The 13,689-nt window shown below is 33.5% G+C and carries 12 protein-coding genes; 6 read left to right on the forward strand and 6 right to left on the reverse strand.

What is annotated here, in order from left to right:
- Positions 1–547: 547 nt before the first annotated feature.
- Positions 548–1,030: a dihydrofolate reductase gene (locus tag M0M44_RS07570; protein WP_248729217.1), complete on the reverse strand. Its 483-nt coding sequence runs from the start codon at positions 1,028–1,030 to the stop codon at positions 548–550.
- An 11-nt stretch (positions 1,031–1,041) separates the two neighbouring features.
- A complete protein-coding gene (locus M0M44_RS07575; protein ID WP_248729218.1) occupies positions 1,042–1,386 on the reverse strand; it encodes a 2TM domain-containing protein in 345 nt (114 codons plus the stop codon).
- Positions 1,387–1,625: 239 nt separating this feature from the next.
- On the opposite strand from M0M44_RS07575, the gene M0M44_RS07580 reads away from it, so the two are divergent.
- Positions 1,626–1,922, forward strand: a complete 297-nt coding sequence (locus tag M0M44_RS07580) for an isoamylase early set domain-containing protein (RefSeq protein WP_095928206.1) — start codon at positions 1,626–1,628, stop codon at positions 1,920–1,922.
- Positions 1,923–1,960: 38 nt separating this feature from the next.
- On the opposite strand, the gene M0M44_RS07585 is transcribed toward M0M44_RS07580, so the two are convergent.
- The 4 genes from M0M44_RS07585 to M0M44_RS07600 form a co-directional block, all read right to left on the reverse strand.
- On the reverse strand, positions 1,961–2,812 hold the full coding sequence (locus tag M0M44_RS07585) for a thymidylate synthase (protein WP_248729219.1): 852 nt from the start codon (positions 2,810–2,812) through the stop codon (positions 1,961–1,963).
- A 113-nt stretch (positions 2,813–2,925) separates the two neighbouring features.
- On the reverse strand, positions 2,926–3,549 hold the full coding sequence (locus M0M44_RS07590) for a bifunctional nuclease family protein (protein WP_008466556.1): 624 nt from the start codon (positions 3,547–3,549) through the stop codon (positions 2,926–2,928).
- 166 nt (positions 3,550–3,715) lie between these two features.
- Complete coding sequence (locus tag M0M44_RS07595; protein ID WP_248729220.1) at positions 3,716–4,684, reverse strand: electron transfer flavoprotein subunit alpha/FixB family protein; 969 nt, start codon at positions 4,682–4,684, stop codon at positions 3,716–3,718.
- A 127-nt stretch (positions 4,685–4,811) separates the two neighbouring features.
- Positions 4,812–5,558, reverse strand: coding sequence for an electron transfer flavoprotein subunit beta/FixA family protein (locus tag M0M44_RS07600; protein ID WP_248729221.1), 747 nt, complete (start codon positions 5,556–5,558; stop codon positions 4,812–4,814).
- A gap of 501 nt (positions 5,559–6,059) precedes the next feature.
- Between M0M44_RS07600 and M0M44_RS07605 the strand changes: the two genes are divergently transcribed.
- The 5 genes from M0M44_RS07605 to M0M44_RS07625 all read left to right on the forward strand — a co-directional run bounded on the left by M0M44_RS07605 (position 6,060) and on the right by M0M44_RS07625 (position 13,637).
- The gene (locus tag M0M44_RS07605) at positions 6,060–7,037 is read left to right on the forward strand and encodes a pyruvate dehydrogenase complex E1 component subunit beta (protein WP_008466560.1); all 978 of its coding nucleotides are present in this window, start codon (positions 6,060–6,062) and stop codon (positions 7,035–7,037) included.
- Between the two features lie 69 nt (positions 7,038–7,106).
- Positions 7,107–9,608, forward strand: coding sequence for a DUF5686 family protein (locus tag M0M44_RS07610; RefSeq protein WP_248729222.1), 2,502 nt, complete (start codon positions 7,107–7,109; stop codon positions 9,606–9,608).
- 154 nt (positions 9,609–9,762) lie between these two features.
- Entirely contained in the window at positions 9,763–10,362 is a 600-nt protein-coding gene (locus M0M44_RS07615) for a DNA-3-methyladenine glycosylase family protein (protein WP_248729223.1), read from the forward strand.
- 111 nt (positions 10,363–10,473) lie between these two features.
- Positions 10,474–11,004 (forward strand): inorganic diphosphatase, encoded by a 531-nt coding sequence (locus M0M44_RS07620; protein ID WP_111288276.1) that lies wholly within the window; start codon positions 10,474–10,476, stop codon positions 11,002–11,004.
- 113 nt (positions 11,005–11,117) lie between these two features.
- The gene (locus M0M44_RS07625; protein WP_248729224.1) at positions 11,118–13,637 is read left to right on the forward strand and encodes a sodium-translocating pyrophosphatase; all 2,520 of its coding nucleotides are present in this window, start codon (positions 11,118–11,120) and stop codon (positions 13,635–13,637) included.
- The last annotated feature ends 52 nt before the right edge of the window (positions 13,638–13,689 follow it).

The raw sequence follows: 13,689 nt of genomic DNA on the forward strand, positions 1-13,689 counted from the left end.
TAGTTTAACTGTAATTGAGTTTTTTAATTTGTCAAATAAATGTTTTGGAGTGTTTATTTTAAAACAGAATAAAAAGGTATTTCTGCTATCCCTAAATCTAGGTATTTTGTCAAAATCCCTAAATCACGGTATTGTCTAAAAGGGCTATTATGAGCAACTTTGTCAAAGTAAAAATGATTAAAGTTAATGATTGATAATGTCGCCATGACTTAAACAAATGATTGCTTTTTTGCGCTGGTAATTTCATTTGTTCATGAAAGAGTTTTGTAAGTATTGTTCTTTGGGGGGAAATACTATATTTAAGTGCAAAGTACGTTCTTAGGATTAAATTTGTTTTTGGAAATTTTAATTTTCTGCCTTTAATATCTTAGTGGTATTTGTTATTAAAGGCTTTTTGAGATTTAGGTCTCAAACAACATTAAATGTTATTCAGTTTTACAAATGTTCTCAACATTTGTGATTTTTTAAACAAAAATTTTTCTTGAGCGAGTTAAGCTTCATGTCAATTATTTAAAAACATCCTCCCTAAAAAGAGGATGTTTTTTATTTATTTTCTGATGTAAGTTTCATAAGTGTAATCATAAAGATGTTTTTCGTCTTTGTAATTTTCTTCAGATTCTACCAAAGTCCACTCACTTTTATTGATTTTAGGAAAAAAAGCATCTGCTTCAAAAGAATGATGAACTTTAGTCAATTCAATAATGTCGGTAAACGGAAGGGCAAGATTGTAAATCTCTCCACCACCTATAACATAGCTGTCATCATTTTCAGGACATATTGCAATAGCTTTTTCAATACTATCTACGACAATGCATCCTTCTGGTTTGTAATTTTCTTGGCGAGAAATTACAACATGAACACGATCGGGTAGTGGTTTTGGGAAACTTTCAAAAGTTTTTCTTCCCATAATAATATGATGACCAGTAGTAAGCGATTTAAACCTTTTAAAATCATTTGGCAAATGCCATACTAATTCGTTATTTTTTCCAAGCGCATTATTTTCGGCTGCAGCCGCTATTATTATAATCATGGTATGCTTAACTAAATTTTATTTTCATGCTCTTCGTTAATAGAAGATTCAAGCTGACTGATTCTTTTTTGCTGTAAAGCAACTAAACGATCAATTTGTTCTCTTTCCCATTTTTTATTCATAAAACGGTCAGTTATATACACTTTTATAAAATGCAGAATAAAAAGGAAAAGCCAGATTGTAATTCCCCAAATACACCAATTTTGGGTGGTACCGTCACCAAAACCAAAAAATTTATTGGCAATAAATAGAAATAAACTTCCTAGAAGGAAAAGAACAAAATGAAAATATAATATTTTTTTTTGTCTTAATCGGCGTCTAGCGTATTCGTATTGTTCGTGTACTTCTTTTTCCATAAGATAAAAATGAGATTATAAAGTTAAAATTTATTTTCGAAAGTCCATATTTTGGATTAGGAATATTTGCTTTTAAAAATAATAAGAATTTGAAAAACAAAATTTTAGTCGCCTTAAATTACAGATAAAGCGAAAATAATATGCTGTTTTTGGTATTATCGTAAATCGGTTCTGGGGTTAGTTAGTCTTTCATTGAATTTAAGTAATTTTAGATGTATAAATCTAAAAACGAAATAGTTATGTCTTTGAAAAAACAATTTATCAAAACGAAGCCGGTTGTTAAAGTTACATTTTCAATAGATGCCAAAGATGCTGATTCGGCAGCGGTGGTTGGAGATTTTAATAACTGGAATGCCTCAGAAGGAACTTTAAGCAAGTTAAAAAACGGAACGTTTAAAGCAACTTACGATTTGGTGAAAGATGCGATTTACGAATTTAAGTATGTAATCGACGGAAATTATGTTAACGATCCTGAAGCCGATTTTTACAAATGGAACGATTATGCCGGAAGTGAAAATGGAGTTTTAGTTGTATAAAAAAATCCGCTTAAATATTTAAGCGGATTTTTTTATTATTATACGGCAACACTTCCTTTTATGGCTGGATGCGGATCGTAATCTACAAGTGTGAAATCATTATAATCAAAATCAAAAATGTTTTTAATTTCCGGATTTAAAATCATTTTTGGTAATGGTTTTGGTTCTCTAGAAAGTTGTAATTCCAATTGCTCAAAGTGATTGTTGTAAATGTGTGCATCACCAAAAGTATGAATAAATTCTCCTGGTTCTAAATCGCATACTTGTGCGATCATCATTGTTAACAATGCATAAGAAGCAATGTTAAAAGGAACTCCTAAAAAGATATCGGCACTTCGCTGATACAATTGGCAAGATAATTTTCCTTTTGTTTCACCTTTTTCAGGATCTGGGCTTGCTACATAAAACTGAAAAAAGGCATGGCATGGAGGTAATGCTGCTTTGTTGTTGGCAACATTCTCTTCGAAAGACTTTTTAGTATCTGGCAAAACCGAAGGGTTCCAAGCAGAAACCAACATTCTTCTGCTATTCGGATTTGTTTTTAATTCTTTAATTAATTCAGAAATCTGATCTATTTCCTCACTGTTCCAATTGCGCCATTGATGACCGTAAACAGGTCCTAAATCGCCATTAGAATCTGCCCATTCATCCCAAATTTTGACTCCGTTTTCTTGAAGGTATTTTACGTTTGTATCGCCTTTTAAAAACCAAAGCAATTCGTAAATGATGGATTTTAAATGGAGTTTTTTTGTTGTAACCATTGGGAAGCCTTCACTTAAATCAAAACGCATTTGATAGCCGAAAACACTTTTTGTCCCGGTTCCAGTTCGGTCTCCTTTTTGATTGCCGTTTTCTAAAACGTGTTTTACTAAATCTAAGTATTGCTTCATAAATGCTTTAAGCTTTATGCTATAAACTTTAGGCTTTTTCCTAAAATGATTATAGCTTGGATTTTTTATGTTTTTAGCTTACAGCTTAATGCCTTTGGCCTACCGCTATAAAATTATCTTCTAGAGATTTCGTCTCTAATTTTTGCTGCTTTTTCGTAATCTTCTTGAGAAACCGCTTGGTCTAAAAGCTCATTTAGTTCCTGTAATGAATGTTTTGCGTAAACGTCTCCAGATTGGTTGCTTTCTTCTTCATGTCCGAAAGTTTCAGGATTTGAAAGGACATCATCTATTTCCTGAGCTCCAGAATCTGTTTCAGCAGTATTTGATTTTAGATAAATACCAGCTTTGTCTAAAATGTTTTTATAGGTAAAAATAGGAGCATTAAAACGCAATGCTAAAGCAATAGCATCAGAAGTTCTTGCGTCGATAATTTCTTCGATTTTATCTCTTTCACAAATTAAACTAGAGTAGAAAACACCATCAACTAATTTGTGAATGATAACTTGTTTTACTACAATATCAAATCTTTCAGCAAAATTTTTGAATAGATCGTGAGTTAAAGGACGTGGCGGTTTTATTTCTTTTTCTAAAGCAATAGCGATTGACTGGGCTTCAAAAGCGCCAATAACAATGGGTAATTTTCTTTCGCCATCAACTTCATTCAAAATTAAGGCATAAGCGCCATTTTGAGTTTGACTGTATGAAATTCCTTTTATGGATAATTTTACTAGACTCATATATGTTTGTAAAAAAGGCACTTAGCACCTTATTTTAATACTTTTTTGGTTTGAAAAATAAAGCTGCAATTTTAATCAAAAAATATGGAACAAAAAAGCCGCCTATAAACAAAGATACAACATCTTGTTTTTAGGCGACAATATTTTTTAAAGAGAATTCTTTGTATTAAGAATGCTGAGCTTTAAAAGCTTTTAATTTTTCTGTTAATTGTGGTACAATTTCAAAAGCATCTCCAACTATACCATAATCTGCAACTTTAAAGAAAGGTGCTTCAGGGTCGTTATTGATTACTACTTTTACTTTAGAAGAGTTAATACCCGCAATGTGCTGAATAGCTCCAGAAATACCAATTGCAATATATAAGTTTGTTGCTACTGGTTTTCCTGTTTGTCCAACGTGTTCGCTATGAGGTCTCCATCCTAAATCTGAAACTGGTTTAGAGCAAGCAGTTGCAGCACCAAGTACAGCAGCAAGATTTTCAACTAATCCCCAGTTTTCTGGACCTTTTAATCCACGTCCGCCAGAAACTACGATATCAGCGTCAGCGATAGAAACTTTTCCAGAAACTTTTTCTACAGATTCTACTTTTATTCCAAAGTCATTGTCTCCAACTGTTGGATTAAAGTCTTCAGCAGCAGCGGCTCCTGCGCTTTCAAAAAGACCGTAAGAGTTTTTGGCTAAACCAAGAACTTTTACATCTGTATCGATTTGAGTAATATTGAAAGCTTTGTTTGAGAAAGCATTTCTTTTTACTTGAAATGGAGAAGTGCTAATTGGCAATCCAACCACATTTGAAGCAAAACCAGCTTCTAGGCCTACCGCAACTAGTGGAGAAAGGTAAATACTATCTGTTGTAGAAGAAAGTAAAACTACTTTTGTCCCTTCTTTTTGAGCAGCTTGTTTGATAACATCAGCATAAGCTTTTGCATTAAAACCAGCTAATTTATCATTGCTTACTTTTAGAACTTTATCAACTCCGTATTTGCCTAATTCGCTTACATCGCTAATGTTTACAGTCAAAGCTGTAACAGTTGTTCCTAATGATTCAGCTACTTTTTTAGCGTAAGAAGCTAATTCGAAAGCAACTTTCTTAAATTTTCCTTCTGCAGATTCTGCATATATTAATATTGACATAACAATTTTGATTTTAGATTTGTGATTAACGATTTCAGATTTGTGATTAACGATTTCAGATTAACTAATTTTTTGATTCTAAATCTGCAATCAAAAATCGTTAATCTTAATTCATCAATAAAATATTTTAAATCACCTTTGCCTCGTTGTGTAATAAATTGATTAACTCATCTAAATTATCTGCAGAAACTAGTTTTACTGCCGATTTTGGGGCTGGTTTTTCAAATTTCACCGCTTTTGTATTTACAGTAGCATCAACTGGCTCAAGAATAGTAAGAGCCTTAGTTCTTGCCGTCATAATTCCTCTCATGTTTGGAATACGTAAATCTTTTTCTTCAACAAGACCTTTTTGACCTCCAATGATTAAAGGAAGAGTCGTGCTTACTGTTTCTTTTCCGCCGTCGATTTCACGGACCGCTTTTACATTATTTCCGTCAATTGTAAGAGATGTACAAGAGTTTAAGAAATTAGAACCTAAAATACCAGCGATCATTCCAGGAACCATTCCTCCGTTATAATCTAAAGATTCTTTTCCTGCAATTACAAGATCGTAACCTCCATTTTTAATAACTTCTGCTAATTGTTTTGCAACAAAAAATCCGTCAGTTGGATTTGCATTTACACGAATAGCTTCATTTGCGCCAATTGCTAATGCTTTACGTAAGGTTGGCTCAGTATCAGGACCTCCAACGTTTACAACCGTTACATTTGCACCTTGTTGTTCTTGGAACCAGATAGCACGTGTAAGACCAAATTCGTCGTTAGGGTTAATTACATATTGTACTCCATTAGTGTCAAATTCTGAATCACCGTTGGTAAAGTTAATTTTTGAAGTAGTATCAGGCACATGGCTGATGCAAACTAGTATTTTCATAAGTATATATTTTGAATTTATAATATGCTTTTACAAATTTAGAATTTAATTTGGAATAATTATACTATGCGTGCATAATATTTTTTAAAACTATTACGATTTCGCAGATTGTTCAGTTTTGGGTGATTTTCATCGTAATCTAAAAATAAAATAATATTCATTTTGTCTGATTGTTAGGAATTTTGCAATAACAGGCAATTGGAATATGAATTATTTTTGTCTGATAAATACTATTTTTTAGTTTTTTGCGTTTTGATGAATGAATTTTGGAGAGACAAAGAATTAAACAAATAGATAAAAGTTTGTCTGAAAAATATTTTAGAGCGATTAAGTGTGGTTTTTACGTTATTATATCGATTTCGTAATTATCACAATAAAGATTAAAAAGTTAAAACGGGAGAACAGATAGAAGTTCATGCGATTTTAAATTCAATTTATGCTTTTAAGTTATTTAAAATATTTATTTTTGCTCTTCAGAAAATTCAACATACAATATAAAATATGAGAACAATACAATTTAGAGAGGCCATTTGCGAAGCGATGAGTGAAGAAATGCGTCGCGATGAATCCATATATTTAATGGGAGAAGAGGTTGCAGAATACAATGGAGCTTACAAAGCTTCTAAAGGAATGCTTGCTGAGTTTGGTGAAAAGAGAGTAATTGATACTCCAATCGCTGAGCTTGGATTTTCAGGAATTGCAGTAGGTTCTGCAATGAATGGAAACCGTCCTATTGTAGAATATATGACATTCAACTTCTGTTTAGTTGGTATTGATCAAATTATAAATAACGCTGCTAAAATGCGTCAAATGACAGGAGGACAGTTCAATGTGCCTATCGTTTTCCGCGGACCAACAGCTTCTGCTGGTCAATTAGGAGCTACTCACTCACAAGCTTTAGAAAACTGGTTTGCTAACACTCCAGGTCTTAAAGTTGTTGTTCCTTCAACTCCTTATGATGCAAAAGGACTTTTAAAATCAGCTATCCGTGATAACGATCCAGTTATTTTTATGGAATCTGAGCAGATGTACGGAGACAAAGGCGAAGTGCCAGACGGAGAATACACAATTCCTCTAGGTGTTGCTGATGTTAAACGTGAAGGAACAGATGTAACGATTGTTTCTTTCGGAAAAATCATCAAAGAAGCTTTTATCGCTGCTGATGAATTAGCTAAAGAAGGAATTTCTTGTGAGATTATCGATTTAAGAACAGTTCGTCCAATGGACAAAGATGCAATCCTTAAATCTGTTAAAAAAACAAATCGTTTAGTAATTCTTGAAGAAGCTTGGCCAGTTGCCAGCCTTTCTTCTGAAATTTCTTATATCGTTCAAGAGCAAGCGTTTGACTTCCTTGATGCGCCAATTCAACGTATTACAACTGCAGATACTCCTGCACCTTATTCACCAGTATTGCTTAAAGACTGGTTGCCAAATGCAGGTGATGTAGTAAAAGCAGTTAAAAAAGTATTATACAAATAATACAAATACAAAATACTCATAAAACTTCATCAGACAACATGGATTGGTGAAGTTTTTTTTTACTTTATAATGAACAAATTAACTCTACTTCTCTTATATATTGTATTTGCATTTGCGAATGTTGTTACTGCACAAACTAAAGTGAGTGGAATTGTTTTGGACAAATCGAATCAGCCAATACCTTTTGCAAATGTGGTTTTTAAAGGTTCTAATATTGGAATCGTTTCAAATGAAGACGGACGTTTTTATTTAGAATCGCCCAATACCTATACTGCACTCTTGGTTACTTCGGCGGGATTTTCAGATAAAGAAGTTCCTTTAGAAAAAGCAGTTAATTATAATTTTAAAATTGTTTTAGGCGAAGCCGAAGCGCTAAACGAAGTTGTAATTTATACGGGGAAAACTTCTAAAAAGAACAATCCGGCATTAGATATTTTGAGAAAAATCTGGGAAAGAAAACGTAAAAATGGACTTTATCAGTTTAATCAATATCAAATGCAGAAGTATGAAAAAGTAGAATTTGACATGAACACTATTGATAGTGCATTCATGAAAAACAAGCTTTTTAAAGGAATGGAGTTTATCTTTAATCATGTTGATACTTCAGATGTTACAGGAAAAACGTATCTGCCAATTTTTATCAACGAATCTGTTTACGATGTTTACGGTGATAATAAATTAAAGAAAGTAAAAGAAAATATAACAGGAAATAAAATGTCTGGTTTTAACGGAAATCAGCAGATTTTATCTTTTGTAAAAGACCTTTATTCGGAGTATAATATTTACGATAATCACCTTAAATTTTTTGATAAAAGTTTTACAAGTCCACTTTCAAGAACAGGAATTGATGTTTACAATTATGTCTTAAAAGACAGTGCATTTGTAGATAAAAAATGGTGTTATAATATTGTCTTTTATCCTAGACGTAAAAACGAATTAACTTTCAAAGGAGATTTTTGGGTTAACGATACCACTTTTGCGATCAAAAAAATTAATATGGGTGTAACCAAAAGTGCCAATATTAACTGGGTAAAAGATATTTATATCGAACAGGAATTTGATGTGCAAAACGACTCAATTTTCCTTTTGACGCGTGATTACATGATGTCTGATTTTGCTTTAAATAAAAAAGAAAAATCAAAAGGAGTTTACGGTAAAAGAACAACTTTATATCGCAATCATAAATTCAATATTCAGAAACCAGAGAAGTTTTACAAAGAAGAAGTCAATTTTATTGATAATGCAGTTTATGATCGACCGCCAGAATTTTGGGAAGAAAATCGTTTTGAAAAATTAAACAAAGACGAACAGGGAATTTATAAAATGCTCGATACACTACAAACGGTCAAGCGATTTAAGCAGTTGTATAATCTCGTCTCTATTTTAGGAAGCGGTTATGTCGAGTTTAAAAACTTCGATTACGGGCCAATTTTTTCAACTTTTGGATATAATGAAGTCGAAGGTTTAAGACTGAGAGTGGGAGGAAGGACCTATTTTGGACCAAATGATCCTTGGCGTATTCAGGCTTATACAGCTTACGGATTTGATGATAATAAATTCAAATACGGAGTTTCTGGAAAATGGATGGTTGACAAGAAAAACCGTATTATTATCTCTGGAGGAAATAGGCGTGATATTGAACAAATTGGCGCAAGCTTAACTACAACAAATGATGTTTTAGGACGAAGTTTTGCTTCTTCTGCCTTGTTTACAACGGGAAGTAATGGTAAGCTAACCAATATTAATCTGAGTAATGTTTCGGTTGAAATGGAGGCCAAAAAGAATTTTATAGTTCAGGCAGGTTTTTCGTATCGTACATTAGAATCGGCATCAAAAACATTTAGTTTAGATTATTATTCGACTTTACCAACTCCTGAAAATCCAGCTGGTGTTATTGAAAGTGCAGTAAAACAATCTGAAGCAAATATTCAATTTGAATATATGCCTAACCGTAAAACTATTGGTTATGGTGTCGAAAGAGATTTAGTTGATAGTCCTTTTAGCCATTTCTTTGTGAATTTTAGTTATGGTTTAAAAGGAGTTTTTGACAGTGATTTTGCTTACGAAAAAATTCAAGTTTTTTACAGACAACCAATTATTATTGGACCTTTAGGAAGAACAAATATTACAGTTGAAACAGGAAAAACATTTGGTACAATTCCGTTAGGTTTGATGAGTGTAATTCCTGGTAACCAGACTTATTTTACTATTGAAAATACATTTAGTAACTTGAATTTCTACGAATTCGTTACGGATCAATATACTACTTTACAATGGAATCATGATTTTGGAGGAAGATTGTTTGCTAGAATTCCGTTTATGAGAAAATTGAATTGGAGAGAGTTCATTGGAGTTAGAGCAGTACACGGAACAATTTCTGATGCTAACCGTGCTATCAATGCTTCGGGATTACCTTATAACGCTCCTGAAAAAGTATATTATGAATACCATGCAGGAATTGGTAATATTTTCAAAGTTTTCCGTATTGATTTTTCTTGGAGAGGAAATTACCTAGATATGCCAGATGCTCACAAATTTGCAGTAAAAGGATCTTTTGGTTTTTATTTCTAATTGTATTTAAGTGAAAAGATTCAAAGTTATAGAGTCGCAAAGGTTTAAATCTTTGCGACTTTTTTTGTAGGGGAAAAAAAACTTAGCGATTTGGCATCTTTGCAAGAACTAATTTCATTTTTCTTATTTTTGATTTACTTTCAAATCCAAAACCATGCAAGAAGCCATTGATTTTCTTTCCTCTAAAAATCCAATATTTCTTGAAATCATAGAAAAATACGGATTGCCTCCAATTCCAAAACGTCCTCCAGGTTTTGAAACTTTGGTCTTGCTTATACTAGAACAGCAAGTTTCTATCGATTCGGCGAAAGCCACATTTTTAAAAATCAAAGCTTACAAAACTTGCAATCCTGAAAACATGGCGGTTTTGTCTGATGAAGAATATCGAAATTTGGGAGTAAGCCGTCAGAAAACAAAATACATCAAAATCTTAGCAGAAGCAGTTTTAAATAAGGATTTGGATATTGAAGGTCTAGCATCAAAATCGGCAATACAAGTCCGCGAAGAACTAATTAAATTAAAAGGAATCGGCAATTGGACAATCGATATTTATTTAATGTTTTGTCTGGAAGAGCCCGATTTGATTCCGCTTGATGATATTGCAGTAATCAATACCATCAAAGAATTACTTAATATTCATGATAGACAAGAAATGGAAATCCATGCAGAACAATGGAGTCCGTATCGATCTTATGCTACTTATTTACTTTGGCATTATTACCTGAAAAAAAGAAATAGAACAATTAGTTATTAAATGCTTGTTTTTTAAACCCTAATGCCGATAATTTAACCTTGTTTTTTATTGTAGAACTAGATTCTTTAGTTATTTTTGCAACCGAAATTATAGAAATAATAAAAAACGAAAATGACCGCAGACAAATTAACGACTTTCGATGTATTAATCGAAATACCAAGAGGAAGCAGAAATAAATATGAGTACGATTTTGAAATCAAAAGAATGCGTTTTGACAGAATGTTATTCTCTTCAATGATGTACCCAGCAGATTACGGATTTATTCCAGAAACTTTAGCTTTAGACGGTGATCCTCTTGACGTATTAGTTTTGGTAAACGAACCAACTTTCCCTGGATGTGTTATGGAAGTTAAGCCAATCGGTGTGTTCCACATGGCAGATGATAAAGGACCAGACGAGAAAATTATTTGTGTACCAGTTTCAGATCCAATTTGGAATTCATTAAATGATCTTTCTGATATCAACCCACACTTAGTAAAAGAAATCGAGCACTTTTTCCAAGTTTACAAAGATCTTGAGAACAAAAAAGTAGATGTAGAAGGTTGGGGAGACGTAAAAGAAGCTTACGACATTATCGCTGAGTGTACAAAACGTTTTGATGACATTGAAAATAAACCGGCTGGATTATTTAGTATTAAATAATTTTAACCGCATTCTAATATAAAAAAAGCAATACTGCCGTCAGGAGTATTGCTTTTTTGTTTAAATTCGTTTTAGTTAGATTGTTGACTATTAACCAAAACCATTAAAATATTATGAATGCATTTATGATTTACCTGCCCATTATAATGGCAGTTTTAGGATTACTTTTCATGGGAATAAAAAGGACTTGGGTTTTAAAACAAGATGCTGGAGACGGTAAGATGAAAGAGATTTCAGATTACATCTACGAAGGAGCCTTAGCCTTTCTAAAAGCCGAATATAAATTATTAACCATCTTTGTAATTATCGCCAGTTTAGCTTTGGCAGGAATTACTTTTATTCCAGGAGTAAAAACACATTTATTAATCGTAATAGCATTTATTTTTGGTGCTTTATTTTCAGCTTATGCTGGAAATATCGGAATGAAAATAGCAACTAAAACAAACGTTAGAACTACTCAAGCAGCTCGTACAAGTTTGCCACAGGCTTTAAAAGTTTCTTTTGGCGGTGGAACTGTCATGGGACTTGGCGTTGCGGGTTTAGCTGTTTTGGGCTTAACATCCTTTTTTATCATTTTCTTTCATTTATTCTCTGATGGAGTTTGGAAAGATACAGATACCATGACAGTTGTCTTGGAAACTTTAGCGGGATTTTCATTAGGAGCAGAATCAATTGCTTTATTCGCCAGAGTTGGAGGAGGAATCTATACTAAAGCAGCCGATGTTGGAGCCGATTTAGTGGGTAAAGTTGAAGCTGGAATTCCAGAAGATGATCCTCGTAATCCTGCTACAATTGCAGATAACGTAGGAGATAACGTGGGAGACGTTGCAGGTATGGGAGCCGATTTATTTGGGTCGTATGTAGCAACAGTTCTTGCCGCAATGGTACTAGGAAATTATGTTATAAAAGATATGGGCGGAAGTATTAATGATGCTTTCGGTGGAATCGGCCCAATTTTGCTTCCAATGGCAATTGCTGGTTTTGGGATTATATTTTCTATTATAGGAACACTTTTAGTGAAAATTTCAGATGATAATGCAAAAGAAGCACAAGTTCAAAAAGCCTTAAATATAGGAAACTGGGTTTCTATTGTTTTAACAGCCGTAGCTTGTTTCTTCTTGGTACAGCATATGCTTCCAGAAACGATGCAGATGAGTTTCTTTGGAGAAGGATCAAAAGCTATTTCGTCAATGCGTGTTTTCTACGCTACATTAGTTGGATTAGTTGTTGGTGGAGCGATTTCATCAGTAACAGAATATTATACAGGGTTAGGAACAAAACCAGTTTTGGCAATTGTTCAAAAATCATCTACAGGAGCAGGAACAAACGTAATTGCTGGTTTAGCAACAGGTATGATTTCGACTTTTCCAACGGTATTATTGTTTGCTGTGGCAATTTGGATTTCTTATGCTTTAGCAGGATTTTATGGAGTAGCTTTAGCGGCTTCAGCCATGATGGCAACAACTGCTATGCAATTAGCAATTGATGCTTTCGGACCTATCTCAGATAATGCTGGAGGAATTGCTGAAATGAGCGAACTGCCAAAAGAAGTTCGTACTAGAACCGATATTTTAGACTCAGTTGGAAATACAACAGCAGCGACAGGAAAAGGATTTGCAATTGCTTCTGCAGCCTTAACTTCATTGGCATTATTTGCAGCATACGTAACTTTTACAGGAATTGACGGAATCAACATCTTTAAAGCGCCAGTTTTGGCCATGTTATTTGTTGGAGGAATGATTCCAGTGGTTTTCTCCGCTTTGGCAATGAATTCTGTTGGAAAAGCGGCAATGGATATGGTGTACGAAGTTCGCCGCCAGTTCAAAGAAATTCCTGGAATTATGGAAGGAACAGGAAAACCAGAATACGGAAAATGTGTTGAGATCTCTACCAAAGCGGCTTTACGAGAAATGATGCTTCCAGGGATTTTAACGATTGGTTTCCCAATTTTAATTGTTCTTTTAGGAAAATTAGTTTACTCAGACAACAATCAGTTAATTGCTGAAATGTTAGGAGGATATATGGCTGGAGTTACGGTTTCTGGAGTGCTTTGGGCAGTTTTTCAAAACAATGCTGGAGGTGCTTGGGACAATGCGAAAAAATCTTTTGAAGCAGGAGTTATGATTAACGGAGAAATGACTTATAAAGGCTCTGATGCACATAAAGCTGCAGTAACTGGAGATACAGTTGGCGATCCGTTTAAAGATACTTCTGGACCTTCTATGAATATCTTAATTAAATTAACTTGTTTGATTGGATTGGTAATCGCTCCAATTTTAGGAGAAGGACATTCTTCATCAGATATTGCAGGAAAAGCTTCTTGCTGTGCTAAAACAGAAATGCATTCTGGAGTTTCTAAATGCGGTGATATGTCGGGAATGACAAAAGAAGAATGTATTAAAATGTGTAAAGAAAAAGGCTGTTCTGAAGAAGAAACAGCAAAATGTTTAGCTCATTTTGATTCAAAAGGAAAATACTCTCATACAGAGAGTCAATCAGTTCGCGTAGAGGTTAAAAACATAAACGGAAAAACGACTGGAACTGTTACTAAAACAGAAAATGGCAAAACAACAACCGAAGTTTTTGAAGGAACTGAAGAAGAAGTTTTGGCAAAAGTTGAAGCTGCAAAATAACAACTTTGACAAAGCTCCTTAAAATAGAAAATGCCTCTAAAGAAAATTTAGA

This window comes from Flavobacterium humidisoli, from assembly GCF_023272795.1.
Lineage (GTDB): Bacteria > Bacteroidota > Bacteroidia > Flavobacteriales > Flavobacteriaceae > Flavobacterium > Flavobacterium humidisoli.